The organism is Nocardia sp. (assembly GCF_025465275.1).
Classification (GTDB): Bacteria; Actinomycetota; Actinomycetes; order Mycobacteriales; family Mycobacteriaceae; genus Nocardia.
In genome coordinates this window covers 20728-46723 of record NZ_JAODNK010000013.1, presented here as the reverse complement: position 1 = coordinate 46723, position 25996 = coordinate 20728, and the positions used below count along the sequence as shown (strand labels likewise).

Genomic DNA, 25996 nt, shown 5'->3' with positions numbered 1-25996 from the left:
CGTTGGCGCTGTCCGCGTTCTATCACTGTGCACGCCAGCCACGTTCGGTGACATTCCACCAACACCCCGGTGTGCGGTCGACCCAGTTTCGCCGCGGGCGCGGATCAGCGGTACAGCCGCCGCGCGAGTTCCGGCGAAATCGGATAGATGCCTTCTTTGGGGAGCAGCGCGGCGACCTTGTCGTAGCGGCCCTCGGCTCGCAGTGCGGTTATTTTGCGCACGGTCGGAGTCAGATCTCTGATTTCGGTGACCCACTCATCGACGAACTGCTGGATGATGTGCCGGCTCAACCCGACCTGGATCGATCGGGCGTCCTGGCTCGCGCCCGTGAGCGTCCGCTCCGGATCCCACTGCACGTTCACAGTCGCGCGCTTGATCTGCTGCTCCCAGTCGGCGCGGTCCAGGTGGACGCCGCGCTCGTAGCCGGTGAGGACCGCTTGTGACAGTGCGGTCTCCCAGCCATTGCGGGTGATCCGAACGGCCAAAACCCTTTCCTGGCCAGGTTTCCGGCCCCAGTTGCTGCGCTCCATCATCCACAGGAACGACGGTTTGATCCATGTCATCCGGTTGGTCGAGAACGGCGGCACGAAGCGCTGCGCCGCAACCGCGGGCTGCGCGATTGCCGGAGAATATGCCTGGTAGACAACGATCGACTTCTGGTCGTAGTCAGCACGAATTTCGTGTAGCGGCAAGGTGATTCCCCGGGATTTGGCAATGGACTATCGCTGATTCTGACACGGAGGCCTGTGGCCCGTCGCGGGGTTTATCAAGCCCTGCAGTCCCCGCGGGTTCAGGTGGCCATGCACTCAGCCCGGTCGAGCCGAAAGAGGGTGTGGGGTATGCGCGTTCGTCAGGGTTGGCGGGGTGGTTCGACGCGGACGAGGCCTGATTGGAAGGCGATTACGACGAGTTGGGCGCGGTTCTGGACGCCTACTTTCGACATGGCGCGCTGGACGTGGGTGCGGACGGTGAGGGGGCTGACGTACATTTTTTCGGCGATCTCCTCGTTGGACATACCCTCGGCGACCATGGCGACGACTTCGCGTTCGCGGGCGGTGAGGACTTCGAGGGATTCGGCTGCGCTGATGCGGCTTTCGGGGCGGGCGAGGTAGCGGGCGATGAGGGTGCGGGTCGCGGTGGGCGAGAGCAGGGAGTCGCCGGCGGCTACGACGCGGATGGAACGCAGGAGTTCTTCGGGGCCGACGTCTTTGCCGAGGAATCCGCTGGCGCCGGCGCGCAGGGCCTGTGCCACATACTCGTCGAGTTCGAAGGTGGTGAGGATCAGAACGCGGGTCTCGCGCAGATTCGGATCGGCACAGATCTCCTGAGTCGCGGTGAGGCCGTCGACGCCGGGCATGCGGATATCCATGACCACCACATCGGGTGTGGCCGCCTGGGCGAGTTCGACTGCCTCCCGGCCGTTTCCGGCAATGCCGACCACCTCCATATCCTCGGCCGAGTCGATCAGCAGCCGGAAGGTTCCGGCCAGCAGGGCTTGATCGTCGGCCAGCAGAACACGGATGGTCATAGTGTCTTGTCCTCGTCGTCAGGGGGTTTCGGTGGCTCGAGGGGCAGTTCGGTGGTGACTTCGAAGCCGCCGTCCGGCCGGCACCCGGCCTGCAGGTGACCGCCGACGGAGACGGCTCGTTCGTTCATGCCGATCAGACCATAACCCTGGCTGTCCGAATCCTCTTCGGCGCGAACGGGTTCGGAGACGGCGCCGCCGTCATTGGTCACGCTGATCGTCAGCAGCAGCCGGGAGTAGACGAGCCGCACCGTCGCCGCCGAGGTACCCGCGTGCTTGGTGACATTGGTGAGCGCCTCCTGGATGATCCGGTACGCCGTCAAATCCGCGCCGGGCGAGAGCGGGCGCGGCACCCCGGTGATCGACAGCGCCAGGGTGAGACCGGTTCGCTCGAAAGAGGTCAGCAGTTCCGACAACTGCGCGAGGCCCGGCGTCGGTTCCAGCGGAGCGTCGGAGTCGTCCTCACGCAGCAGTCCCACGGTGGCTTTGAGTTCCCGCAGCGCCGCAGAGGTGGTGCCTGCCAATTGATCGAGCATCTCCTGCGCCTGATCGGGCTTGGTGCGCAGCAGGTATGCGGCAGTGGAGGCTTGAGCGTGCGCCAATGCCATATGGTGCGCGACGATATCGTGCAGTTCGCGCGCGATCCGGAGCCGCTCCTCACCGACGCGTTGCCGCGCCTCCTCCTCACGAGTCCGTTCGGCCAGTTCGGCTCTCGCGTGCAGGGCCGCCAGATAGTCGCGCCTGCTGCGCCCGGCCTCCGCGAACGCGCCCGCCACCAGCACCGCGGCCACCAAAGTGATGCGGCCGGGATTCAGCAACGGCCAGAATTCGTGGAAGAGCGAGGTGATCAGCAAGACGCCACCGGCAATCACCGGTGCGACCTTGGCGGTGCGCAAATCCGGCGTCCAGAGCCCGACCGAATACGCCGCGACCAATGCCGCACCCGCGGTCACTATGGACATCTCGAAACCCAGAGCGCCGATGGCAACACCGCAGGCAGTGGTGATCACCAGCACCGCACGCGGAAACATGCGCCGCCACAGCAGTGTGAACGAGGCCAGCGCCGACAACCCGAGTACCGCCAGCGAGGCCGGGCGGACCACCACCGCACCCTGCCCGGCGCCGTGATCGGGGGCCAACCGGCTCGCATAGGTGGCCAGCCCGCACAGCAGAATGGCGATGACCACATCGACGGCACGGCTGTGCCTTCGTGGCCACTGCGACCATTCTGCGGTCATCATGCGTTCCTCTCGTCGTTGAGAACCCTAATCGGCCGACTCCGAAGAGACCGGTAGGCCGCCCACCCGGGACGGCCTACCGCAATCGCGCCATATTCCCATCGTCGTTGCAGGGCCATGTAGTCGGCATCGTGCATGTGAAGGCCGTCACGCGTACTGCGCATGCAGTACATCTGCCCGCCACGTACTGCGTTCCGCAGATCGAGTGCTGCGATCTGCCGAGTTCAGCTCGAATACTGGTGGGCGGTCAGCGCGAGAGTGCAGTCGCGGGGCTTCAGGGTCGGGAACTCCTCGATGTCCAGACGGTATCCGGTCGGGGTGAGGGTCTGGGTATGCAGGACGTGGACGAGAGTCAGCACGGCTTCGTGCAATGCCAGGGCACGACCTATACAGGCTCGAGCGCCGGTGCCGAACGGCTTATAGGACTTGGGGGTAGGTCCGGTGAGGAATCGATCCGGGGAGAACGCGTCGGGGTTGTCCCAGCGGGCGGGATCACGGTGGATCGCGAGCAGGTTCAGATAGACCCAGTCCTGCGGCGTGACCGGATGCGAGCCGATTGTGGTGTCGGACAGCGCGCTTCGAATGAATGCCGGGGCCACCGGGTGCAGGCGGAGGGTTTCGTCGATGATCGCGCGCAGGAAGCGCAATCCGACGATGTCTTCGTATTCGAGTTCCGCTGGGCACTTACCGGTTTCGGCGATCTCCTGGCGCGCACGCTCGGCGATCTCTGGATTGCGAGCGAGCTCGTAGAGCGCGAATGCCACTGTACCCGAGGTGGTTTCGTGCCCGGCAATAAGCAGTACCAGCGCTTGATCGATGATCTGATCCCGAGTCAGGGCCGCACCCTGTTCAGGATCGGTATCGCTGAGAGCCCGCAGAATGGGGGCGTCCGCGCCGGGGGTGTCGATGATCATCTCGACATGCCGGCGCAGGGCCTCGGCATGCGGAGGTGTGGGGTTCACGCCCAGGACGGCATCGAGAAACGGAATGATCTTGCCGCGGTTGGTGGCCCGAATGAGCGCGAACATGGTGCGCACGAAATCGTTGCGCTGCGCACGGGTGAGAGCGGCACCGAACCCGGCCTGGGTGATGACGTCGTAGGCCAGGTCCTGCGTCAGGTCCGTGATGTTCACCGGCTGTGGCGCATCGGCCCAGCGGCGGACGTGCGCGGCGATGAGCGGATTCATACTCGCGTGATACTCACGCATGGCAGCGCGACTGAACGCCGGTTGCAGGCGCTGATGCGCGAGCTTCCAGAGCGCGTCCTCGGTGCCGGTGAACAGCAGTCCGGTCGGCGCCATGGGCGCCAGGCGGCGGAAAGCCGGACCATTGACCTTCGTCCACGCGGCATCATCGAGGATCGGTTCGGCGAGCTCGGCCGAGTTCACGATGAGCATGCGCGGGTACCGCAGAACGCGCACCTCGAACACATCACCGAGCCCGGCATACCCGGTAATGCTCTGCGCGGGCGTCTGGGCCGAGAGCGAGAGGGCGTCGCCTATGAATGGAATGCGCCAGGGGGGATGGGGGACGGCCGGCATCTGGACCACTCCTTTGCGAGGGCGGACAGGACTTGCGTTTCGGTCTGCAGATCGGCGCCACCGGGAATCTCGAGTTGCCGGGCGGCGAAATTGGGCGGGTCCGCGGCCAGCTTCGCATCACGCGCGGCCCGCAGCAGCGGGGCGATCGACGCGAGATCGGTTGCCGCCGAGGGCTCATGGTCGGGCACATACGGGAGCAAGGACAGGATCGCGTCATTGATCTCGATGACCATGCGATGCAATTGGTAAGTGGCCCCGGCATTCTCCGGACGAGGCTGGACTATATCGGGACACGCGGCGGTGAGCTCCTGCCACAGCGGGGTGAGCTCGTCGAGGGCGCGCGCGACCGGATCACCGCGCACGGCATCGAAAGCCCGCAGCACCAACGGGATAGCGGCGAACGGAGTGAAGGCGATGATGTCCATGACGAACGCCATCCGGTCGGTGTTCGCCGCGTATTCGGTGAAGGCATCGACATGCCCGGTCGCGAGCACGAACGACGTGCTCAGCCCGAAGCTGAGACTGCAGAGCAGACCGGCGAAGATGGCCATGAACAGCAGATAGAAGAACCGCGCGGCGAGCGGCGGCCGGGCCCGGAGCTCCTGGACGCACGCGGCAACGAGCAGCACCGAACACGCATAGGGGAAGACGACGAACAGCACAGTCATCGGTGCGGCTTCCCAACCGGGATACTGCAGGACGATCCCGCCACCGGCGGCCACGGGGCTGCCCAGTGCCAGATAGCCGAGTCCCATAGCGACGGCTGCGGCGTAGACGATCCGCTGTGACAGCGGGTTTTGTTGCCGCGCATGGGAAATCATCAGATACGCCTCGGCGGTCACCACGATCATCAGCGCATTCGCGAGCTGGTACTGCCGTGCGGGAGTGGGCCATCCGAGCAGGTGCACAATCCACTGCTGAGCTGTCGCGATGAGCAGGAACCACGCGATAGTGGATCCGACCAGCGCGCCATTGATGCGCCGCTGCGCGAAAGTGTCTTTGCACCAGCGCAATCGAAGAATCGTTACCGTCGCGGTAAGGATCCACAGCGGCCATGCGAGCACTTCGGGCATGGACGAGTACGGGGGCAGCAGCTGCGAGTTCATCAGCCCCGCACGAAGATATTGCGCAGCGGCGCGAACGGGCGGCGGCGAATAGCGGGCATGATGAGATTCGCGAAGGTCTCCGCCTCGAGCTCCTTAGCCGTATCGAAGACGCCCCGCGCGAGCACCGTCTCCATTCGCGCGATCGATGCCGATCCGACAAATCCACCGAGGTAGTCGCCCAGGGATTCCTGCATGCGCTCCCCCTCGTGCCCGAGCAGCAGGTGGCCGATTTCGTGCAGCACGGTGTGCTCGACCATGTACCGGGAGGACCGCTCCTCGTAGACGATGAGCGTCAGATCATCCATCTCCGCCAGCAGACCGCACGGAAACCCGGCGGCGCGCAGACCCCGATGCCCGTTCAGCACAATGGGTTTGCCGCGTTGCTCGGCGAGCAGGTCGACGAATTGCTGCAGATTCCAGGGGCTGGGAATCCGGAGCCCCGCGACCAGCGTCGCGAGGGGGTCAGCGCCCGCCATGCGGTGCATTCACGGGGTGCGGCTGCGCGGCGGACCGCGCATCTCGAACGGTGGTGACCAGCAATTCCAATGCCTCGACATCCATGGCGCCGCCTCGAAAGTGCACCGCGCCGAGCTTGATGCCGAGGGTGCGCGCCCTCTCGAGGATGGCGAGCTTCTGATCGAGTACCCGCATCTCCTCGAGGTCGGGCTCGAGCACGTATCTGACATCGACGTCGAAATGGATTGCGATGGCGCGCAACAGATCCGGTGGCGCGCCTCGGTCTCCGCGGCGCACCGCGGCGATCTCGGAAGCAGTGACAGCCCGATCGAGGATCGAGTGCGCGGCCGCGGCGATGACGGCGTTCAGGTCGGCCTGATCGTCGGATGATCCGAGCAACCCACACAGCCGGTTGACTCGATCCGCGACGACATTCATGCCTGGTTTTCCCCTAGATCCTTATGTGCCTGCTGCAGTCTGTCCATGAATCTACCTGCCAGGTCACCCGCAATGCCCGTCGTGCCGCCGATCAGCCAGCGCCGGTACAGCTTCTCCTCGTAGTCGGGATCGTCCTCGGGAACCGGTGCGCTCAGCAGCTCCCCGAAAGCGTGTTCGACCAGCGGCAGCGCCGATCCGTCCGCCCGCCAGTTCCGTTCCAGCAGGTCGGTGAGATACAAACCGAGCAGGCGGCCGAGATCGACATTGAGCCGATCGACGGTCGCACGCAGCCGGCTCGGATCTGCCGGATCCTCGGCGAGCACCTGATTCAGTTCGATCTGACTACCGAACAGGTCCAATGCAAGAGCAGCCGGAACCGCCACGAAGGCGGTGCCCGCATCGAGCTTCGGACCCGCCGCGGCGGCGTGCGGCTTCTCGCCCCGCCAATATGCCCGCGCGGCACTGCCACTCCCCCAGGACAGCGCGGAATCGAGGCGCCGGAAAGTCACCGGCTTCGGCTCCGGCCCCAGATTCGCGGCCTCGACGCGGACCAGGGTGCGCCGCGTCGGACCGCCGGCGGCGATCACATCGTCGAGGCTGAAATTGAGCTCCCGCCGCCGCTCCCGCACACAGGCCGCGAGGAACGTGGCGTACTCAGGTTGCATGTAAACCGAATCTACTCTGCCATCCGCATTTCACGACATTAATAACCGGTTCCTTTTCTACTGATTTTTCTTGCTGCCCCGTGGGATCTGACCTAGGCTGTGAGGGCCGACGACCCGGACAGCGCAGTGCTGGTCGTCGCGCGACAACTCGCGGTGGTGCACCGATCTGTGCGGAGGGGTGAGATCGGCGCACCACCCCGAGGCTCCGGAGATAGCACAGTAGGCCGCCCACTGGGGACGGCCTACCGGTGCTATTCGATTCAGGCGTTGGCGGATTCGAGTTCTCGGACCGGCTCTTCTGCCTTCAGATGGTTCAGGCTCTCGCCCTCCACATCCACATTCGGCAGGATCTTCGCCAGCCACTGCGGCAGCCACCAGGCCTTGTCGCCGAGCAGTGCGAGCACCGCCGGGACCAGGGTCATTCGGACGATGAAGGCGTCGAAGAAGACCGCCGAGGCGAGCCCGAGGCCCATCATCTTGATCATCGGTTCGCCGCCGCCGATGAAGCCGGCGAACACCGCGATCATGATGGCCGCCGCGGCCACCACCACCCGGGCGCTGTGCCGGAAACCGGTGATGATGGCATCGTGTGCACTCTCGCCGTGTGCGTAGGCCTCACGCATGCGGGTGACGAGGAAGACCTCGTAGTCCATCGCGAGTCCGAACACCACGCCGATCAGGAAGATCGGCATCATGCTCATCACCGGTCCGGTCTGATGGACGCCCAGCAGACTTGCCAGCCAGCCCCACTGGAAGACCGCGACGATCACACCGAAGGCCGCACCGACCGAGAGCAGGAAGCCGAGCGCCGCCTTGATCGGTACCGCGATCGAGCGGAATACGATCATCAGCAACAGGATTGCCAGCCCGACGACCACCGCGAGGTACGGCAGCAGTGCATCGGACATCTTCTGCGAGACGTCGATATTCATCGCGGTCGCACCCGTGACCAGCACGGTCGCACCCGTCGCCGACTTCAGATCGCCGGACTCGCCGCGCAATGCGTGGACGAGGTCCGCGGTGTCGGTCGAGGACGGACCCGTGGCCGGCACCACGGTGAGCATGGCGGCGTCACCGGCCTTATTGAACATCGCAGGGGTGACGGATACGACGCCCTTGGTCGCGGCCAGGGTCTTGGATACCTGATCCAGCGCGGCCTTCGGGTCGCCGACGCCCTTGACATCGACGGCGACGGTGAGCGGTCCGTTGAAGCCGGGACCGAAGCCCTCGGCCAGCGCATCGTAGGCGCGGCGCTGTGTCGTCGAGGTCGGCTGCGATTCGTCACCGGGCATGCCGAGTTCGAGACTCGTCACCGGCAAGGCCAGCACACCCATCCCGACCAAGCCGATCAGGAGTACTGCCACCGGGCGGCGGACGACGAAGGTGGCCCAGCGGGTGCCCATATTGGGCTTCTTCTCCGCGATCGGGTCGGCAATCGGCGCAATTCCGTCGACCGGAGCCTTCGCGTTACCGGCCAGCGCCTTGCGGAATGCCTTCGGCATGACCGCCCGCTGGAAGAATCCGAGCAGCGCGGGCAGCAGTGTCAGCGCGATCGTGACGGCGATGGCGACGGTGCCCGCCGCGGCCAGACCCATCTTGGTGAGCACCGGGATACCGACGACGGCCAATCCGGCCAGCGCGATCACCACCGTGAGTCCGGCGAAAACCACTGCGGATCCGGCGGTTCCGACCGCTCGGCCCGCCGCTTCCTCGGCGCTGTAGCCCTCGGCTCGTTCCGTCCGGTACCGGGAGACGATGAACAGCGCATAGTCGATGCCGACCGCGAGCCCGATCATCATGGCGAGTGTCGTTGTCGTGGTCGACATGCCGATCGTCACGATGGCGGCGATACCGACGCCGATGCCGATCAGCGCGGTGAGCAGAGGCAGACCGGCCGCCGCGAACGCACCGAAGGTGATCATCAGGACGATGGCCGCAATGGCGATGCCGATAGCCTCTGTGGCGCCGCCCATTTCGGGCTTGGCCATGAGCGCGGTGCCGCCGATCTCGACGGTGACCCCGGAGGTCTTGCCATTGTCGATCGCGGTGGTCAGCGCCGTCTTGGTGGCGTCGGTGAGATTGTCGGGGGTCACCCCGTAGCTCACGGTCGCATAGGCGGTGGTGCCGTTCTTACTGACCGCACCGGTCTGGAACGGGTCGAGTACGCCCTTCACCTGCGCACCGCCCGACACGTCGGACACGATCTTCTCGACCGCGGCCTTGTTCGGTTCGGAGCTGATCTGCTGGCCTTCGGGCGCTACGAAGACGATACGAGCTTGTGCGCCATCGGATTTGGTGCCGGGAAAGCGTTCGCCGAGCAGATCGAAAGCCTGCTGGGATTCGGTCCCCGGAATCGAGAACGTATCCGGCGGGGGCGTCGGCGCATTGGCCGCACCGGCCACCAGCGCGGCCATGACCCCCAGCCAGAGCAGGACGACGAGCCGCCGCTTCTCGAACGAGAACCGACCGAGCCGGTACAGGAATTTCGCCATGTCGCCATGATCGTTCTACGGCTCTGTAGTCGGCATCGTGCGTGCGGAGGCCGTTGGGCGTACTGCGGATGCAGTACGTCCGCCCGCCCTGTACTCGATCCGCAGGCCGAGCGCAGCAAAACGCCGTAATCCGCATGCCAGGAGTCCACTTATGGTGTGAGCGCGGCCACTTCATCAGCACGCAGGATCAGGGTTGATTGCCGAAGACCGGCGTGATGTCCGGACGAAGATCGTCCGAACGTTCGATCGAGGAAGTGTGTCGGTTGCGCGACGGATCGGTGGAGGTGTGGCTTGTCGGCGCGGCGGCGGGGTGGTTGCTGTCGCATGCTGACCGATGCCGGTCGGACACCCGGCGAAGGGAGATATGCGGTGGCCTTGCGACGTCGTGAGCTGCTGATCGGCTTCGCCGGAGCGGGTGGTCTCGCCCTTGCCGGGTGCGGCCGGGATCGGGAACCGGCACCGCCGCCCAAACCCGCGGTGATCAAGTTCGATCCGGCGGCTGATGCGCACGCTGTCGATGCCCGAAAGCCCGGCACGGTCAAGGTCACCGACGGGACGCTGCGGAATGTCGAGTGGATCGACGAAACGGGCCGCCCGCTGCCCGGCGCATCGGCGCCCGATCACCGCAGCTGGACCAGTAGCGAACCGCTTGGCTACGGCCACACCTATACCGCGAAAGCCGTGGCGCAGGGTGAAACCGGAGAGGTCAGCGCGACAACGACCTGTTCCACGGTGCTGCCCGATCGGCTCATCGACGTCTCGCTGCGTTCCGCGAACAAGGTCGAGCTTGCCGAAAACGACACTTACGGAGTGGGTTTCGTATTGGTAGCCCATTTCGACGAACCGGTCGACCGGGCGGTCGCGGCCGCGCGCATAAAGATCACCACCGAACCCGCAGTCGCCGGGGCTTGGTATTGGCTCGACGATCAGAACGCGCACTGGCGGCCGGAGCGGTACTACGCGCCCGGAACCAAGATCACCATCGCGGCCGAGCTGTTCGGCACGGCACTCGCCGACGGCGGCTACGGTCTGCGCGATCAACGGGTGTCGGTGCTCATCGGCCCCGCGCACGTCGCGATCGCCGATGACAATACGAAGCAGATCGAGGTCTTCGAGAACGGAAACCTGGTGCGCACCATGCCGACATCGATGGGCAAGGGCGGCACCGCGGTTGTCGGCGGCAAAGTCCTGTCCTTCTGGACCAGGCCGGGCATATACACGGTCCTGGACTGCCGGAATCCGGTGACCATGGACTCCTCCAGTTACGGCTTGCCGGTCAACTCAGGACTCGGCTATCGAACGACTATCTATCACGCGGTCCGCATCACCCACGACGGCATCTACGTACACGAACTGGCAGCGAGCATGTGGGCGCAGGGCAATTCCGATGTCTCGCACGGCTGTCTGAACATCTCCCCCGACGATGCGGCCTGGTTCTACGACTTCGTCATTCCCGGCGATGTGGTCGAGGTCCGCAATACCGGCGGCGATCCCCTCGACATCTGGCAGAACGGCGACTGGACCATCGCCTGGCCGGACTGGATACGCGGCGGCGCAGCCTGACTCAGTCGTTCGGGTCCTCGTCGAGGTCGACTACTTCGACCTTGTCGCGGTCGGCCCACTCCAGCAGCGGTTCCAGGTCGAACACCGCTTCGTCGATACCGGCGTGCAGATCACCCAGTTCGGCGTAGCGGGCGGGGACCGTTGCCATGGTGAAATCGCGGGGATGCAGGTCGGGCAGTTCGTCCCAGCGGATCGGCGTGGACACCGTCGCCTCCGGTACGCCGCGCACCGAATACGCCGCTGCGATGGTGTGATCGCGGGCGTTCTGGTTGTAGTCGACGAACAGCTGACTCGGATCCCGGTCCTTGCGCCACCATGCGGTGGTGACCTCTTCCGGGGCACGGCGCTCGACCTCGCGGGCGAAGGCCAGTGCGGCCCGGCGCACCTCCTGGAACCCGAAGCGGGGTGCGATTCGCACGTACACGTGTAATCCCTTGCCGCCGGACGTTTTCGGCCAGCCGACCGCCCCCAGTTCATCGAGCACTTCGTGCACAACACCGGCCACCCGCTGCACCCGCGACCACGGGCAGTCCGGCATCGGATCCAGGTCGATACGCCACTCGTCGGGCAGCTCGGTATCGAAGCGGCGGGAATTCCAGGGGTGGAACTCCACCGTCGACATCTGCACCGCCCACGCGACATCGGCGAGCTTCTCGACACACAGCTCATCGGCGGTCCGCCCGTAGCGCGGAAAGTACAGCTGCACCGTAGGAATCCACGCCGGCGCACCTGCAGGCACCCGCTTCTGATGCACCTTCCCGCCAGGCAGCCCCTTGGGAAACCGATGCATCATGCAGGGCCGGTCCCGCAGCGCATTGACGATCCCGTCCCCCACGCTGAGGTAGTACTGCACCAAGTCGAGCTTGGTAGCCCCGGTCTCGGGGAAATACACCCGATCCGGATTGGACACGCGCACCGTCTGCTCGCCGACCGCCAACTCCACGGCCGGCGAACCCGATTTACTGGCCACCCGTCCGACGATAACGGGCATTCCGCCCACACGCCCGCCACAACACGATTCGCGGCGAGGGTGTCACACAGTCACAGCGACTGTTTCGTAAACACTCTCCAGCTCGGTCGACTCCACCAACTCGTCGACCCGCCGATGCGACTCGGGATGAATCAGCCGCGGCATCGCCTGCTGAAACGCCTGCATATCCCCGTCAAACCTGATGATCGTCAGAATCCGGCGGTCATCGGCCGGGTCCACCCCGACCTCGACATCAGCAGGATAAGGATCACCGTTATCCGGCGCCCAGGCCCGCACAAAATCGTCCACCGACACCCCCGGCCGAACCTTTCGAGCAAACACGGCAACTATCACGAACGTCTCCCCACTCTTCGGCCACCACATGGCGGCATCGAAATTACGAACCGACAGCATCCCCGCCCACGCCAGAATCCAACCTACTCCATCAATTCAACGACACTCAGGATCACTCCAGATCCCTTGAGCGACAAAATCACCCATATGGCAGCTGCCGCACAGGGCGCCGCGCGTAGGTCTCCTCGGGGTTCACAATGATCACGTCCACCTGCATCACAAGCGCCCCCGGTATCTCCCCGCCCTCGAAATGCTCGGGGCTGGGGACGATCACCGCTTCGGCATCCAGACGGGTCGCCTGCGCCTTCAGGCGTGCCAGCGGCGGCCGTCCGAACTTCGGGTCATAGATCACCATATCGGCGAAGTCGTACCCGAGACGCTCAGCGAGCCTTCGGATTTGGGATTGATCCCACAACTGGGCCACACCGGAAACATCGGTACGCAGATACCCGATACATGTTGGCTTCCAACGCATTACAGACCCTCCGCCTTCGCCTTCTTCGACGTCAGCATGTTTGTGGAACTGGAGGTAGAACCCGGCGTAGTCCTCGTCTACGTCGCCGGTGCTCTGAAGTTCAAGCACCCCGCCGGGGAACGAGAACAGTCGTGTGCGCTCCACTTCGTCGTCCATGACCGCCCCTTTCGTCGGTTGGAGAAGCCGCCCGGGATCGGAGCGACTGCACCGGCCCCGAACGCCCGAATCGACGATAAGAGACTTCCAGCCCCCTCGGCCACACCTATGCCGAACTATGCTGAAATTCGCCTAATCTCAGCTCAGGCAGGTCATCTGGGCGAGACAATTGGAGTGCACAAGCATAGTTGCGCGTAGTCCAGACAGGAGCCTCATCATGTGGTTGAAATTCCTTGGCAAGGGTGGTTCGGGTGACGGCGAGTGCCCAACGCTGTACGCGACCGAGATCGGCACCTACGTTGTAGTGGGCTGGAAGACGGAGACGCGGGAGACGGTAGAGATTCCCCATCTACTGCTGGGGTTCACTGAGCCGGAGACGTTCATCGGTGCCACCATGAGCGACACGGGCCGCGGAACGTTCCTGGTCTCGGGCCGACCGATCACCGACCGTGAGACGGTGGACAGGATGAGGATGGAACCCCACGAAACCGCCATTGAAGTGCCGAAGGCGGAGAGGACTTTTCACGGTGTTACTGCGGCAGCCTAGCCCGTGGCCTGAACTGTTCCGACAAGCCGAACAGGAGGCATTCCATCTGGAGGTCAGAGACACCTACTCCGTCCCCAGCGAGTCCGAACCGCTGCGCCGATTCCTGAACGGCGAACCACCGGCACCGGACTACGACATGCGACCGTGGACCGAACTTGTGCAGGACACCGTCGGTCGCGGTGTACGGGTTACTCGGGTCCGTGTAGTCACGGTGCCGCACAGCGACTATCAGCGCTGGTTGCTTTCGATCACAGCCGGCAATGTAGATGCTGGAGAAGATATTCGTTATCTGCCCCGACACCTTGCCGGGGAGGTGCCCACGGATGACTGGTGGCTGTTCGACGACACAAAAGTAGGTTTCAACCTGGTAGACGATGATGGCAAACCCGCTGGAGCGGCAATCACCACCGACCCTGATATCGCGGCGTACTGCCGGAGCGTGAAGGAAAAGCTGTGGCAATCAGCGATCAGGTTCAACGAATACGACGGTGAACTCTGACCGGTGACCAATTCGCTACAGCAAGCGCGCGAAGCTCTCGGGGAACGCCTCCGGGGGCTTCGCCAGTCTGCCGGCCTCAGCGGCAGCGAGCTCGCCCGTAGGGCGGGATGGCACCAGACCAGGGTGCCTAAGATCGAATACGGTAAGACGAAACCGTCGATTATCGACATCCAGGTGTGGTGCACCCTCACGGGGGCCGAGAGTGAGATACCGAATCTTGTTGCTACGCTGCGGAATATAGAGGCTGCGTATCGCGAGTGGCGGCGAACGCTCAGCGGTGGGACCAAACAAAAGCAGCACGAGATCCTGCGTCTGATGCAGCAGTCCAAGGTGATTCGTGTGTATCAGCCGTCGCTGATACCCGGGCTTCTTCAGACCGCAGAATATGCTTCCACGGTGCTGCGGCGGTCGATCAAGTTCCACGGAATACCCGACGATCTCGACGAGGGAGTCTCCAGACGCATTGAGCGCCAGCAGATTCTCTATCGAGGGGATCGCCGGTTCCATATCCTGATGGGCGAGCAAGCTTTGTACAACGATGTCGGCGGGAACTCGGTCATGATCGGGCAGCTGGACCGATTGCTCGCTGCAATGGGATTACCCCGCGTCGCCTTCGGGATCGTGCCGATGAGCACCGAACTGCCGATGCAGCTGACAAACTTTGTCATGTTCGACGAGCGCCGGGTAACCGTCGAGTCGATTTCCGCGGAGCTCACCATTACCCAACCTCGAGAGATCAAGCTGTACCACCGGACCTTCGATCACCTGGTTGGACAGTCGGTGTCCGGAGACGGTGCTCGTGCGCTGATCCGAACGGCCCTGGACAAGCACCGATAGAAACATTTAGTCGATCCTCACCCTCTGAGCCGGTCGAGCTCCCGACGAAGCCGTTCGACCTCTTCGCTGCCGGTGGTCGGAAACCGTAGGAGGGGTATGCGGTACGTAAGACAGATACTGTCCTTCAACGCATCTCGCGCCAACTGCACCGGATCGCTCTCGTGAAACGCGAACCCATCCACTTCGATCGCACACAGCGGCAGATTGGTCACCCGGTTGTAGACGACGAAGTCGATCGACGCGCGCCTTGCTACGAACCCACGCTGCTCCGCACTGAGGAGGCGGGTGTCCGGCAGGAGATTCACCAGCAGGACTTGGGAAACCACGCTCAGCTCACGGTATTCGTCGTCGGCCAGCAGGTCCTCAAGTACGGTCTGCATGATCGCTTCGGACGGAACCTGTCCGGGGCGCGCGCGGCGTCGAGCCGCCAAGGGGCGCAGTAGCGCCGAATATTCCTGATATAGCAGGTCGAAGACCGACACGACCGAACTGTCGAAAGTCTCCTTGTCTGGATTGTGGTATCGGATGTAGCCGATCAGATCCCGCAGGTGTCGGCTTCTCGGCAGCATGTCGTGGTTGGTCACCAGCACAAAGCGCTTCTTGGCGCGCGATACCGCGACATTGACCAGGTTCGGCTGGTCCGCGAATGCGATGCCGCCTCTACCGCTTTGGCTGATCTCGCGCTCGTCCAGGACGGTGGTCATGACGATCGCGTCCTTTTCACGTCCTTGGAAACTGTGCACGGTATCGGCCTCGATACTGGCGATGAGCTCGTCGGTCACCCGGCCTGCTTGCTTCCGATAAGGCGTGGTGACACCGATCTGCTGGGGCGTGAACTCGGCACAGTACTGCGGCAACACTTCTCGCCGAATCACATCGATTTCCCGCTGATTGATGCGCTTCCCGTCGAGTCTCCGCATATGATTGCCCGCAACGGTCCGCGCCACCACCATCGCCTCGTATCCGGGCGAGCCGCTGGTGAAGGCGATGAGTTCATCGCCGTAGAACTTCTTGTTGCAGAAGCCGATGATGCTCGGGTCACAGCGGTAATGCTCCCGCAGCATGACCCGCGGCAACTGATCGCCGTACAACTCGATCACCGACGAGAGAATACTGTGCCGCTGACAGTCGTACGCGGGGGCGGGTGCGGGCGGACACCGATCCTTCGGCATATTGTCGATGAATTGCAACTGCCGCAGATCGCCGACGACAACCAGATTTCTGCAGCAGGCCATGGCAATTCCTGCGGCGAGCAAGTCTACCTGCGATGCCTCGTCGACAATGAGATAGTCCAGCAGCCGTCCTTTGCCGATGCTGCGCTCGAGCGAATGACATGTACTCAGGGTGACCGGATAGTCGTGGCTGAACCAAGCCCACTTACTGCGATAGCTCTTGTCATAGATTTGGGACGGCTGCCGTGCGTAGCGCTGCCGCAGGCACACTCTGAGCCAGTCTGCGGAGAGCCCCTGCTGCTCGGCCGCCAGCCTCTCGAATCGAGCACCTTCCAGAGAGTTCTCAATCTTGCCGATGTCCCGTTCCAGCTCGGCGATCTTCTTGTCGTAGAACGCACTTTGCAGTCGCAGCACGATCTCCACATCCCCGGCGTCGAGCTGCCGCATGGACCGGTATCTGAAGTACCTCCACATGCGGTCCCAGAGCAGCGTGATACCTGTGATCCGAACCAATTCGGGATCGGTGTCGCCGATATAGGCAAGAACTTTCGCGGCGCTCCACCGCAGCACCGGCAGCTTCTCCAGAGCCGGCAGCTCGTGCCGTTCCAGGTAGTCACGGAAATGACGGCGCTCCAATTCGAACCCGGCGAGCCGCGAACGCAGTTGTGCCAGTTCTCGTTCGACACCCTGCAGACCGCGCAGACGACGGTCCAGCTCCACCAGCCGTTTCACCGGGGGCGGTTCCTGCTGAGCCGATGCCCGCAGTGCGGCGACGACCTCATTCCGCGGTGACTGATTGCCGAGGAAATCCGCCCGCTTCGCCGCGCGCCCCAGATCTGCCGCGACGTATCCGAATCCTGCCTCAGCGAGCTTTTCGCGGACGTTCTCCACCGCCGCGTTGTTGGACGACACCACCGCGACCGTCTTCGACTCGTCCACCAGGATATTGGCGAGCAGATTCAGAATGGTTTGCGTCTTCCCGGTCCCCGGCGGCCCGTCGATCACCGAAATCGGGTGGCGCAGAGCATTGTCGATGGCCGTGCGTTGACTCAGGTTGGTGTGAAATGGATAGATCGCCGGCGACTGCGGCTGCTCTCCAGCCTCGACCGGCCCGCCCTCCAGAAAGCGATGCAGCGCACTCTCCGGATGTACGAAGTTCAGCCCCGCGAATCCCTCACGCAGTGACTGACTTCCGTCCGGCAGCAGTGTGGCCACGGTGCGCCAGTACTCCAGAACACTCGTTGTCCGCGCATCGTGCGCCGCATTGCGAACAAGCGCGACACTGTCTCCCGAACGGACCGACCATTTCCCCTCAGGACCGTAGAAGAGATGCCACCACACCTGCCCCGCCCCGGTGAAGGAGTGCACCTCTAGGAGGTTCTCCCAGATCTCACCATCGACGGTGACCGCGGTTTCCGGTCCGATCGGAACCGCTTGACCATTGCTGAGCACGAGAACGTTTTGCGCCCCATACCGGTAGGTCCGGCCGTCCGCGAAGGTCACCTGCACCCGTCCGCCATCGGCTCGCAGGCCGGAGACGTCTCCGGTCCTGTCCTCGAACACCCCGTTCTTCGCAATGAGCACCACCACCTGACGCAGATCCATCCCGCACCCCCTCCCCGACGGCCTCAACCTTTCGAGAGTACGTTCCGAAAAGGCAAGCGGAGCAGGTTTTCTCGACAATCGTCAGGCAGTCGAGTCCTCCCGATTCAGAATCCGACAAGGAGGGGCACGAGAGCGATTACGCCGGTACCGGGAGGGGCGGCGAAGGGGCGAAAGTGATTGGGAGGGAGGAGAGGGCGCGGTGGAATGGACCTGGGCGCCAGGATAATTCGGCGAGTGGGACTGCTAGGTGGATTTCGGGGAGGGCGTCGAGGAGTTGGTCGATGGCTTCCTGGGCGATGAGGTAGGCGAGGGAGCTGGCGGGGCAGGAGTGGGGGCCGGCTCCCCACGCGAGGTGGGAGCGGTTTCCGGCCAATTGCCCGGCACGGATGGCGGGGTCGGTGTTGCAGGCGGCCATGCTGACCACGACCGGCTGGTGGGCGGGGAGTCAGCAGTCCTCGACCAGGACGGGCTGGCGGGGGAAGCTGATGCAGAAGTTGGCCATGGGCGGGTCGTCGAAGAGGACCTCGTCGAGGGCGTCGCGGGTGGAGAGGCTGCCGCCGAGGACGATGCCGCCGAAGCGGTCGTCGGCGAGGATCAGCAGCAGGGTGTTGATGATCAGGTTCTGTTGGGGCTCGATGCCGGCGCCGTAGAGGGTGGCCAGCTGGTGCACCATCTCGATGTCGGTCAGTTCGGCGGGGTGGCACAGCATGCGGGTGGTGACGTCGTCGCCGGGGTTCGCTCGTTTGTGCACGGCAAGGCTCTGCAGTGCGCCGATGAGCAGCTTGTTGCCGTTTTCCGCGCCGACGCCTTCGAAGATGGCGCGAAAACCGTCCGCCGCCCGCCCGGCGATATCGGCGGGGCAGCCGAGCAGGTGGTTCAGCACTTGGAAGGCCAGCGGAAAAGCGTAGTCGCGCACCAGATCTGCCGAACCGGAGGCGCAGAACGAATTGATCAGCGACACCGCGGTGCGCTCCACTGTGTACTGCAGACCGAACCGATCGATCCCGGCCAGCCCGGCAGTATTGGTCTGTCGATAGCGCGCGTGTACGTTCCCGGCATTGCGCAATGCGTTGGGGCGCCACTGCATCATCGGTAATACCGGGCAGTCGGCGGGCACCCCTTCCTGCCAGACTCGGGGATCGGCCGGAAAGCGGTCCGGATCATTCAAAATGCGTACCGCAGTGCGATATTCGAGCACGAGCGTGGCGGGCACGCCCGGAGCGAGCTCGACGGGGGCCAGCGCCCCGAACTTCTCCCGCATCTCCCGGTACGCCCGATGCGGGTCAGCCGCGAATTGCGGGGTGTACATCGGGACGCGCGGACCGGACACATCGATCGGCGCGACCGGGGCGACTGGGACCGGATCTGACATCAATAAACTCCACCGCGGTGCACGACACTCACCGCCGCCGAACACCGCACATCCCGGACGCGGAACTAAGCAACCCTACCGTCGAACCCCAATGCGGGCAGTGTCTTTCGCCGCGCAAACGAATATGCTGCGTCGTCGCTCGATACCAGGCGGGTTCGGGTGGGCGACCTGGCGAATTATCGTGCAAGACCCCTCGACAGATCCCTTGCCTTTGCGCCGTATAGTGATAGCTTTTCTCTATGATCGGCTCGGCCAAAAACACTCGGCGCATCGCGGAAGATTCCGTATCCAGAGCGGTGAAAGCTACCGCCGCAGGGGTTTGCGGGGGAATTCTGGGGATTGCCGCGTACCTGTTCGGGACGAGCACCGCGCTCGCCGATGCCACACCCGGTCCAGCACTGGTCGGCGACACCGCGTATTTCGCCTTGGGCGAGTGGAATTGCTCGATCGGCGCCGACGGGACAACGGGGTGCGACCTCACAGTCCCCGCTTCGTCCATGAATGTGCTGTACGCCGGAATGCAGGTGTCGTTGCCGAATGTCCCTGCCATCATCATCGATTCGGCCACCTCGCCGGCGCATCCCCAGTGGAACACCAGCGGCAGTCACACCCTGCCCGGCGGAAATCCCGCGCTACCGCGCATCACGCCCGAGAACTACCACGACGCACAGTATTCGGTCACCTATGCCGGGGCGAACTGCCAAATCACCTTCAACGGAACGGCGGTGTGCACCTCGATGGGGCACGGGTTCAGCCAAAGGGGACCAGTGCCGAATGGCTACTGATCCCCCATGATTCACCTATTACCGGTACCAGACACCGGAATCCCAGTCGCCGTAGTCCCAGACGTTGAAATCGTAGCGAGTATGCGCACCCCCGAAGAGGTACCCCTGCCAACCAGCCGAGGTATCGCAGATCTGGTCGTCGTGGTTGCACACCGTCAATACCGGGAAGCCGCCGAACCAGTCGTCGACACCGGCCAGCGGATAGCCGATGATCCCGCTCCCGGGAGTCGACGCCAATCCGGCCCAGCCGGGCCCGGCGTCGCGCTTGGGATCCGCCAGCAGAATGGCGTTGGCATTGCCGACATCCTGGTGTGCTGTCACCCAGGCGTGGACGATGCCCGCGCCCTCACTGTGTCCGATCAGTTTGATGTGGTCGTCCGGGCATTGGCTGCGATGCAACCAGAAAAGCCGGTCGAGTTCGTTCAACCCCGACATCGGGTCGGCGGAGTTGTACCCGACGGGCTGGTCCACAGTGGGAGCGAACACCGAGGAGGTGTTGTCCCCTAGACCGCCGATACCTATGGCCCAGTCGCCAGTACAGACATCGGCTTGCGCCTTCGAACTTGTCACGTATGTGATGGAAAAGAGGATGGCCAACAGTAATGCGGCGAAGAGCGCCGTTGCTCTACGCATAGTCGTACTTCTTAACTTATCGTGCCTCCGGGGCCTGCCCGGCTTGGACTGTATGTACCCAGAAATTGCTGGCGTCCATGCGTTCTAGCGAAACAGTTACCTCGACCGCGTTTTCGTATGCCGTATTGCGATGTCAGAGGCCATCATCCCGAACGCATAGCCGCTTGCCAGGCGTTCACTCGAGCGCAGCCGCCGCAGTAGTTGCGAAACCCGCTGCCCCGGCGGAGAACTCGCATAACCGAAGGTTTGCACACACCTCGAGCCGCTGTCCGAGCCCCACGACACCGCGTGGCAGAGCACCGATTTCCGTCCGGATGGCACGGGATCGGGTTAGGGTCCGGGTACACCAGGCGACGGGGAGGTAGGGCCCTGGACACACTGTGGACATTCGTGGTGCACCGGCGGGCGCAGCTCGTCACCGATTCGTATCTGCATGTTTCGGCGGTGGTGCAGTCACTGCTGATCGCGACGGTGATCGCTGTGCTGATCGGAACTCTGGTCTACCGCAGTCCGGTCGGATCGGCGGTGGCGACCGCGCTGGCCAGCGCAATCCTGACTGTTCCGTCCTTCGCACTGCTCGGGCTGCTGATTCCGTGGCTCGGGCTCGGCGTCGGGCCGACCGTCACCGCGCTCGTGCTCTACGCCCTGCTGCCGATACTCCGGAACACCATTGTCGGACTGGCCTCGGTGGATCCGGCGATCGTCGATGCCGCGCGCGGTGTCGGCATGAACCGGCTGCGGGTGCTCGCGCGCATCGAAATGCCGTTGGCCTGGCCATCGATCCTGACCGGGATGCGGGTCAGCACTCAGATGATCATGGGCATCCTCGCCATTGCCGCGTATGCCAAGGGCCCGGGGCTCGGCAATCTCATCTTCTCCGGCCTTTCCCGGGTCGGCAGCACGAATGCGCTGCCGCAAGCCCTGGTCGGCACGATCCTGATCGTCGTGCTCGCGCTGCTGCTCGACGGGCTCTTCGTGATCGTCGGACGGCTCACCACTTCGAGGGGAATTCGTGACTGACACCGAGATTCGCGGCGAGGGCACGGCATCGGCGGTGTCCGGCGTCGAGATCGTGCTCACCGAGGTCACCAAACGCTATCCGGGACAGGATGATCCCGCTGTCGACGCCGTATCGATGACCATCCCGGCGGGTGAGATCGTCGTCCTGGTCGGGCCGTCCGGCTGCGGCAAGACCACCACCATGCGCATGATCAACCGGCTTATCGAGCCGACGTCGGGCACTATCACCATCGGCGGGCGCGATGTCACGGCGGTGAATGCGGATCACCTACGTCGCGGCATCGGCTACTCGATCCAGCAGGCCGGGCTGTTTCCGCACCTCACCGTCGCGAAAAACATTGCGACAGTGCCGGGTCTGATCGGCTGGGATCGCAAGAAGATCGCCGCGCGCACCGACGAGATGCTCGATCTGGTCGGCCTCGATCCGGGCACCTATCGCAATCGGTACCCGCGGCAGCTCTCGGGCGGTCAGCAGCAGCGGGTCGGGGTGGCCCGTGCGCTGGCGGCCGATCCGCCGGTGCTGCTGATGGACGAGCCGTTCGGCGCGGTCGATCCGATCACCCGCGGGCTGCTGCAGGACGAGTTGCTCCGGCTGCAGTCCGAGCTGAGTAAGACGATCGTCTTCGTCACCCACGATTTCAACGAGGCCGTCAAGCTCGGCGACCGAATCGCGGTGCTGGGCAACCAATCCCGCATTCTGCAATACGACACACCGGCGGCGATCCTCGCCGATCCCGCCGATGAGACCGTCGCCGGATTCGTCGGCAGCGATGCCTCGCTCAAACAGCTCACGCTCACCCGGGTTCGCGATGTCGAACTCGGCGACTGCCCCACGGTCGCCGAGACCGATCCCGTCGAGAATCTCCGGGCCGCCCTGGCCGAGAAGGACTGGCCGTGGGCGCTGATCTGCGACGCACAGCGGCGACCACTGCGCTGGGTGTCCAATGAGCAACTGGCGCATGCGGATTCGCTGCGGGATATCGGATTGCCGATCGGTGAACCGCTGTCACTGCAGTCGACCCTGCAGGATGCGCTGGCCGCCCTGCTCGCCGAGCAGACGGCCACGGCGGTGGTCACCGGCCGCCGCGGCGAATACGCGGGCCTCATCACGATCGACACGCTCGTCGGCCATCTGTCGACCCTGCGAGCAACACATACGAGCGCCGACACATGACGGCCTCGATCAAAACCACCGCCGCGCCGACTACGGCCGCGCCGGCGACAGTCCGCCGGGCCGAACGCCTTCGGCTGCTCATCCAGCCGCTGGTTGTGCTGGTACTCACCGCCGGCGTCCTGGTCTGGGCGTTCCAGCGCACCCTCACCGTCACCCAGCAGGCAACCATCAGCGTGTCCAATATCGCCCATGTGACCTGGCAGCACGTGCTGATCTCGGCGACCGTCGTGGTGATCGTCATCGCGGTGGCCGTACCCCTCGGCACGCTGCTCACGAGGCCCGGATATCGCCGCCTGGCACCGATTTTCATCGGCATCGCCAATATCGGCGCGGCCGCTCCCGCCATCGGCCTGATCGTGCTGTTCTACCTCGCCACCCGCACCACCGGCTTCTGGATCGGTGTGCTTCCGATCGCTTTCTGCTCACTACTTCCGGTGCTGCGCAATACGATTCTGGGCTACCAGCAGGTGGACGACACTCTCATCGATGCCGGACGCGGACAGGGCATGTCGACGCTGACGGTGTTGCGCCGCATCGAATTTCCGCTCGCGGTGCCCTATATCCTGGCCGGACTGCGCACCTCGCTGGTGCTCGCCGTCGGCACCGCGACACTGTCGTTCCTCGTGAGTGCGGGCGGGCTCGGGATTCTGATCGATACCGGATACAAGTTGCGGGACAACGTAACTCTGGTGGTCGGCGCCGTGCTCGCCGTCGCACTTGCGCTGCTCGTCGACTGGCTCGGTGCACTGGCAGAACAGTTCCTCGGCCCACGGGGGTTGAAGTGAGGCCGGGCGCGTGGCGTGCGGCCGCACTGGGGTTCGTGGCGGCCATCGTGCTCGGCGGCTGCGGCCTGCAGTCCGGTAGCGCGGTACCACTACAGGTCGGGCCCGCCAGCATCCGTCCGGTGCCGGAACTCGACGGTGTGTCGATCACCGTGGGCTCCAAGGACTTCACCGAGCAGAACATCCTCGGCTACCTCATCGAGTTCGCCATGGCGGCGGCCGGAGCGCATGTCCGCGATCTGACAAATATCCAGGGCTCCAACAGCGTTCGCGATGCCCAGCTGAACGGGCAGATCGATATCTCCTACGAATACACCGGCACCGGCTGGATCAACTATCTCGGCAATGAGACCCCGATCCCGGACGAGGTCGGGCAGTTCAATGCCGTCCGCGACGCCGACCTGGCCGCACACGGCATCGTCTGGGCGGATATGGCGCCGATGAACAATACCTATGCGCTGGTGACGAGCGCGCACACCGCCAAAGAGACCGGGGTGGTGACCATCTCCGATTATGCCCGGCTGATCGCCACCGATCCCGGTGCCGCCACGACCTGCGTCGGCACCGAATTCAATGTGCGCCAGGACGGTTATCCGGGGATGGCGCGCAAGTACGGGATCGACGTCGGCAAGGTGCACAAGCAGATCGTGCAGGACGCGGTCGTCTATCAGGCCACCGCCGATGCCACGCAGTGCAAGTTCGGCTCGGTCGCCGCGACGGACGGCCGCATCCCCGCTCTCGGCCTGGTTCTACTGAAGGACGATCTCGGCTTCTTCCCGAAATACAATGCGGCACTGGTGATGCGCAAATCCTTCGCCGACGCCCACCCGCAGATCGCCACGATCATGGCGCCGATTTCGGCACTGCTGACCAATGAGACGATCACCGAATTGAACAGCCAGGTCGATGTCAAAGGTCGCGAACCCGCCGATGTCGCACGCGATTGGATGGTCGCCCAGGGGTTCGTCACCGCCCGCTGAGCGAATCGCAGCCCGCGACGACCCGCGCGTCAAACGATTCACAAACGTTGCATCCGGGGCTGGTCTGGCTACAGTCGATGGATGGGCATCTCGTGTTCGAGCATTGTTGCCGCTCCGCTGACCGAGGTCTTCGACTGGTTCTCCCGGCCGGGAGCGTTCACCCGGCTGTCGCCGCCGTGGCAGCCCATGTCCCTGATCCAGGAATCCACCTCGCTGGCCGATGGCCGAGCCGTGCTGGGGTTGCCGGGCGGGCTGCGGTGGGTGGCACGCCACGACCCTGATGACTATGACCCACCGCATCGATTCGTCGACGAGATCGGTGTGGACGGTCTTGCCTCGCTACCGGCCGGACTGGCTGTGCGGTGGCGGCACACGCACGAATTCGAGGCGGTCGACGACACCCATACCCGGGTACTCGATCACGTCGATACACCGGTGCCCGCCGGGCTTTTGCGCTCCACCTTCGACTATCGCTACCAGCAACTGGCCGCGGATCTGGCTGCTCACCAACGCGCGGCCGAGCACGGATTTCCACGCTCCACGATCGCCGTGACCGGGGCAGGCGGATTGGTGGGCACCGCGCTGACCGCTTTCCTCAGCACCGGCGGGCACACGGTGATCCGCCTGGTCCGGCATACTCCCCGGCATTCCGGCGAACGTCAGTGGGACCCTGCGAATCCGGCGCCGGACCTGCTCGAGAACGTGGATGCGGTGGTACATCTGGCGGGCGCGCCCATCGCGGGCCGATTCACCGAGCGGCACAAACGCGATATCGCCGACTCCCGCATCGCACCGACCCGCCTCTTGGCCGAATTGGCCACGCGCGCAGGGATTTCCACGTTTGTCAGCGCGTCGGCGATCGGGTATTACGGCTACGACCGCGGTGATGAGTCGCTGACCGAGGACAGCGCGCGCGGCGAAGGATTCCTCGCTGATGTTGTCGCCGCATGGGAGGAGGCCGCCGATACCGCGAAATGCCGAGTGGTGCGGGTCCGAACCGGCATCGTCCAATCACCGGCCGGTGGCACGCTGCGCCTGCTGCGGCCACTGTTCACACTCGGCCTGGGCGGGCGGATCGGTAATGGGCGGCAGTGGCTGTCCTGGATCGGAGTCGATGATCTGATCGACGTGTATCACCGTGCGCTGTGGGATGTTTCGCTGTCGGGCGCCGTGAACGCGGTCACGCCCGAGCCTGTACGCAACAGTGAATACACGCGGGTACTCGCAGCCGTGTTGCATCGCCCTGCGGCCCTGCCTGTACCGGGATTCGGACCGGCTCTTTTGCTCGGTGGCCAGGGTGCGCGGGAACTCGCCTCGGCCGGCCAGCGGGTCGTCCCGGCTCGATTGAACGCCGCGGGTCATCACTTCCGCACTCCCGAACTCGAGGGGGCACTTCGCCATCTCCTGGGTCGCACCGTGGATTCCGCCGACTCTGCGCAGGTCAGTAGCTGACGTGCCCCAGCCGGAATCAGCTTCGGATACCCGAGCACGCTCTCGGCAGGAGCAGCGGAACGCGCGGTCATCGCTCCATTCTGCCTTTCGCGCCTCGAAATCCCGTACCGAGCCGAGGTCACCGGAACCGCCTACTCATTTCATAAGTGGGACTTATCA

The 25996-nt window shown here is 64.3% G+C and carries 24 protein-coding genes and 1 pseudogene; 10 read left to right on the top strand and 15 right to left on the bottom strand.

What is annotated here, in order from left to right; all coding sequences use genetic code 11:
• Positions 1 to 104: 104 nt before the first annotated feature.
• The 9 genes from JWN03_RS03755 to JWN03_RS03715 all read right to left on the bottom strand — a co-directional run bounded on the left by JWN03_RS03755 (position 105) and on the right by JWN03_RS03715 (position 9461).
• Positions 105 to 692 carry a DUF4291 domain-containing protein gene (locus tag JWN03_RS03755; protein WP_297609708.1) on the bottom strand — a complete coding sequence of 196 codons (588 nt, stop codon included), beginning with the start codon at positions 690 to 692 and terminating at the stop codon, positions 105 to 107.
• A gap of 158 nt (positions 693 to 850) precedes the next feature.
• The gene (locus JWN03_RS03750) at positions 851 to 1528 is read right to left on the bottom strand and encodes a response regulator transcription factor (protein ID WP_297609705.1); all 678 of its coding nucleotides are present in this window, start codon (positions 1526 to 1528) and stop codon (positions 851 to 853) included.
• Entirely contained in the window at positions 1525 to 2763 is a 1239-nt protein-coding gene (locus JWN03_RS03745; protein WP_297609702.1) for a sensor histidine kinase, read from the bottom strand. Before JWN03_RS03745 ends, JWN03_RS03750 begins: the two co-directional genes overlap by 4 nt.
• A gap of 224 nt (positions 2764 to 2987) precedes the next feature.
• Positions 2988 to 4304, bottom strand: a complete 1317-nt coding sequence (locus JWN03_RS03740) for a cytochrome P450 (protein ID WP_297609699.1) — start codon at positions 4302 to 4304, stop codon at positions 2988 to 2990.
• Positions 4262 to 5410: an MAB_1171c family putative transporter gene (locus JWN03_RS03735; protein ID WP_297609697.1), complete on the bottom strand. Its 1149-nt coding sequence runs from the start codon at positions 5408 to 5410 to the stop codon at positions 4262 to 4264. Before JWN03_RS03735 ends, JWN03_RS03740 begins: the two co-directional genes overlap by 43 nt.
• Positions 5410 to 5886: an ImmA/IrrE family metallo-endopeptidase gene (locus tag JWN03_RS03730; protein ID WP_297609694.1), complete on the bottom strand. Its 477-nt coding sequence runs from the start codon at positions 5884 to 5886 to the stop codon at positions 5410 to 5412. Before JWN03_RS03730 ends, JWN03_RS03735 begins: the two co-directional genes overlap by 1 nt.
• A complete protein-coding gene (locus JWN03_RS03725; protein WP_297609691.1) occupies positions 5873 to 6304 on the bottom strand; it encodes a hypothetical protein in 432 nt (143 codons plus the stop codon). The genes JWN03_RS03730 and JWN03_RS03725 overlap by 14 nt, the downstream gene beginning before the upstream one ends.
• Complete coding sequence (locus JWN03_RS03720) at positions 6301 to 6969, bottom strand: XRE family transcriptional regulator (RefSeq protein ID WP_297609688.1); 669 nt, start codon at positions 6967 to 6969, stop codon at positions 6301 to 6303. The genes JWN03_RS03725 and JWN03_RS03720 overlap by 4 nt, the downstream gene beginning before the upstream one ends.
• A gap of 260 nt (positions 6970 to 7229) precedes the next feature.
• A complete protein-coding gene (locus JWN03_RS03715; RefSeq protein ID WP_297609686.1) occupies positions 7230 to 9461 on the bottom strand; it encodes an MMPL family transporter in 2232 nt (743 codons plus the stop codon).
• Between the two features lie 324 nt (positions 9462 to 9785).
• Here JWN03_RS03715 and JWN03_RS03710 point away from each other — a divergent pair, with 324 nt between their 5' ends.
• Positions 9786 to 11024, top strand: coding sequence for an Ig-like domain-containing protein (locus tag JWN03_RS03710; protein WP_441342930.1), 1239 nt, complete (start codon positions 9786 to 9788; stop codon positions 11022 to 11024).
• Between the two features lies 1 nt (position 11025).
• Here JWN03_RS03710 and ligD read toward each other — a convergent pair whose 3' ends face one another.
• The 3 genes from ligD to JWN03_RS03695 all read right to left on the bottom strand — a co-directional run bounded on the left by ligD (position 11026) and on the right by JWN03_RS03695 (position 12979).
• Complete coding sequence (ligD, locus tag JWN03_RS03705) at positions 11026 to 11994, bottom strand: non-homologous end-joining DNA ligase (RefSeq protein ID WP_441342929.1); 969 nt, start codon at positions 11992 to 11994, stop codon at positions 11026 to 11028.
• A 63-nt stretch (positions 11995 to 12057) separates the two neighbouring features.
• On the bottom strand, positions 12058 to 12309 hold the full coding sequence (locus JWN03_RS03700; RefSeq protein WP_297609677.1) for a hypothetical protein: 252 nt from the start codon (positions 12307 to 12309) through the stop codon (positions 12058 to 12060).
• Between the two features lie 178 nt (positions 12310 to 12487).
• Positions 12488 to 12979 carry a hypothetical protein gene (locus JWN03_RS03695; RefSeq protein ID WP_297609674.1) on the bottom strand — a complete coding sequence of 164 codons (492 nt, stop codon included), beginning with the start codon at positions 12977 to 12979 and terminating at the stop codon, positions 12488 to 12490.
• A gap of 217 nt (positions 12980 to 13196) precedes the next feature.
• Here JWN03_RS03695 and JWN03_RS03690 point away from each other — a divergent pair, with 217 nt between their 5' ends.
• Genes JWN03_RS03690 through JWN03_RS03680 form a run of 3 tightly spaced genes read left to right on the top strand, consistent with a single transcriptional unit; the run spans position 13197 to position 14862 of the window.
• Positions 13197 to 13526 carry a hypothetical protein gene (locus JWN03_RS03690; RefSeq protein WP_297609672.1) on the top strand — a complete coding sequence of 110 codons (330 nt, stop codon included), beginning with the start codon at positions 13197 to 13199 and terminating at the stop codon, positions 13524 to 13526.
• Positions 13507 to 14025, top strand: coding sequence for a DUF6879 family protein (locus JWN03_RS03685; protein WP_297609669.1), 519 nt, complete (start codon positions 13507 to 13509; stop codon positions 14023 to 14025). The genes JWN03_RS03690 and JWN03_RS03685 overlap by 20 nt, the downstream gene beginning before the upstream one ends.
• A gap of 3 nt (positions 14026 to 14028) precedes the next feature.
• Positions 14029 to 14862, top strand: a complete 834-nt coding sequence (locus tag JWN03_RS03680) for a helix-turn-helix domain-containing protein (RefSeq protein WP_297609666.1) — start codon at positions 14029 to 14031, stop codon at positions 14860 to 14862.
• A gap of 17 nt (positions 14863 to 14879) precedes the next feature.
• Here JWN03_RS03680 and JWN03_RS03675 read toward each other — a convergent pair whose 3' ends face one another.
• Both JWN03_RS03675 and JWN03_RS03670 read right to left on the bottom strand, forming a co-directional pair.
• Positions 14880 to 17639, bottom strand: coding sequence for an AAA domain-containing protein (locus tag JWN03_RS03675; RefSeq protein WP_297609663.1), 2760 nt, complete (start codon positions 17637 to 17639; stop codon positions 14880 to 14882).
• Between the two features lie 136 nt (positions 17640 to 17775).
• A pseudogene (locus JWN03_RS03670) lies at positions 17776 to 19011 on the bottom strand (cytochrome P450).
• 239 nt (positions 19012 to 19250) lie between these two features.
• Here JWN03_RS03670 and JWN03_RS03665 point away from each other — a divergent pair.
• Positions 19251 to 19796, top strand: coding sequence for a hypothetical protein (locus JWN03_RS03665; RefSeq protein WP_297609660.1), 546 nt, complete (start codon positions 19251 to 19253; stop codon positions 19794 to 19796).
• A gap of 18 nt (positions 19797 to 19814) precedes the next feature.
• On the opposite strand, the gene JWN03_RS03660 is transcribed toward JWN03_RS03665, so the two are convergent.
• Complete coding sequence (locus tag JWN03_RS03660) at positions 19815 to 20366, bottom strand: cutinase family protein (protein WP_297609657.1); 552 nt, start codon at positions 20364 to 20366, stop codon at positions 19815 to 19817.
• A 432-nt stretch (positions 20367 to 20798) separates the two neighbouring features.
• Here JWN03_RS03660 and JWN03_RS03655 point away from each other — a divergent pair, with 432 nt between their 5' ends.
• The 5 genes from JWN03_RS03655 (at position 20799) to JWN03_RS03635 (ending at position 25837) form a co-directional block, all read left to right on the top strand.
• Complete coding sequence (locus JWN03_RS03655; RefSeq protein ID WP_297609735.1) at positions 20799 to 21449, top strand: ABC transporter permease; 651 nt, start codon at positions 20799 to 20801, stop codon at positions 21447 to 21449.
• Entirely contained in the window at positions 21442 to 22623 is a 1182-nt protein-coding gene (locus JWN03_RS03650) for an ABC transporter ATP-binding protein (RefSeq protein ID WP_297609654.1), read from the top strand. Before JWN03_RS03655 ends, JWN03_RS03650 begins: the two co-directional genes overlap by 8 nt.
• Positions 22620 to 23408, top strand: coding sequence for an ABC transporter permease (locus JWN03_RS03645; RefSeq protein ID WP_297609651.1), 789 nt, complete (start codon positions 22620 to 22622; stop codon positions 23406 to 23408). The genes JWN03_RS03650 and JWN03_RS03645 overlap by 4 nt, the downstream gene beginning before the upstream one ends.
• Positions 23405 to 24385, top strand: coding sequence for a glycine betaine ABC transporter substrate-binding protein (locus tag JWN03_RS03640; protein ID WP_441342928.1), 981 nt, complete (start codon positions 23405 to 23407; stop codon positions 24383 to 24385). The genes JWN03_RS03645 and JWN03_RS03640 overlap by 4 nt, the downstream gene beginning before the upstream one ends.
• 81 nt (positions 24386 to 24466) lie before the next feature.
• Complete coding sequence (locus JWN03_RS03635) at positions 24467 to 25837, top strand: TIGR01777 family oxidoreductase (protein WP_297609648.1); 1371 nt, start codon at positions 24467 to 24469, stop codon at positions 25835 to 25837.
• Positions 25838 to 25996: the final 159 nt, after the last annotated feature.

What these genes read in the sequence shown, in the direction of transcription:
- JWN03_RS03750 (WP_297609705.1), bottom strand. Translation starts at nt 1,528, where the DNA reads ATGACCATCCGTGTTCTGCTGGCCGACGATCAAGCCCTGCTGGCCGGA.
- JWN03_RS03745 (WP_297609702.1), bottom strand. Translation starts at nt 2,763, where the DNA reads ATGACCGCAGAATGGTCGCAGTGGCCACGAAGGCACAGCCGTGCCGTC.
- JWN03_RS03740 (WP_297609699.1), bottom strand. Translation starts at nt 4,304, where the DNA reads ATGCCGGCCGTCCCCCATCCCCCCTGGCGCATTCCATTCATAGGCGAC.
- JWN03_RS03735 (WP_297609697.1), bottom strand. Translation starts at nt 5,410, where the DNA reads ATGAACTCGCAGCTGCTGCCCCCGTACTCGTCCATGCCCGAAGTGCTC.
- JWN03_RS03730 (WP_297609694.1), bottom strand. Translation starts at nt 5,886, where the DNA reads ATGGCGGGCGCTGACCCCCTCGCGACGCTGGTCGCGGGGCTCCGGATT.
- JWN03_RS03725 (WP_297609691.1), bottom strand. Translation starts at nt 6,304, where the DNA reads ATGAATGTCGTCGCGGATCGAGTCAACCGGCTGTGTGGGTTGCTCGGA.
- JWN03_RS03720 (WP_297609688.1), bottom strand. Translation starts at nt 6,969, where the DNA reads ATGCAACCTGAGTACGCCACGTTCCTCGCGGCCTGTGTGCGGGAGCGG.
- JWN03_RS03715 (WP_297609686.1), bottom strand. Translation starts at nt 9,461, where the DNA reads ATGGCGAAATTCCTGTACCGGCTCGGTCGGTTCTCGTTCGAGAAGCGG.
- JWN03_RS03710 (WP_441342930.1), top strand. Translation starts at nt 9,786, where the DNA reads ATGCTGACCGATGCCGGTCGGACACCCGGCGAAGGGAGATATGCGGTG.
- JWN03_RS03695 (WP_297609674.1), bottom strand. Translation starts at nt 12,979, where the DNA reads ATGGACGACGAAGTGGAGCGCACACGACTGTTCTCGTTCCCCGGCGGG.
- JWN03_RS03690 (WP_297609672.1), top strand. Translation starts at nt 13,197, where the DNA reads ATGTGGTTGAAATTCCTTGGCAAGGGTGGTTCGGGTGACGGCGAGTGC.
- JWN03_RS03675 (WP_297609663.1), bottom strand. Translation starts at nt 17,639, where the DNA reads ATGGATCTGCGTCAGGTGGTGGTGCTCATTGCGAAGAACGGGGTGTTC.
- JWN03_RS03665 (WP_297609660.1), top strand. Translation starts at nt 19,251, where the DNA reads ATGATCGGCTCGGCCAAAAACACTCGGCGCATCGCGGAAGATTCCGTA.
- JWN03_RS03645 (WP_297609651.1), top strand. Translation starts at nt 22,620, where the DNA reads ATGACGGCCTCGATCAAAACCACCGCCGCGCCGACTACGGCCGCGCCG.
- JWN03_RS03635 (WP_297609648.1), top strand. Translation starts at nt 24,467, where the DNA reads ATGGGCATCTCGTGTTCGAGCATTGTTGCCGCTCCGCTGACCGAGGTC.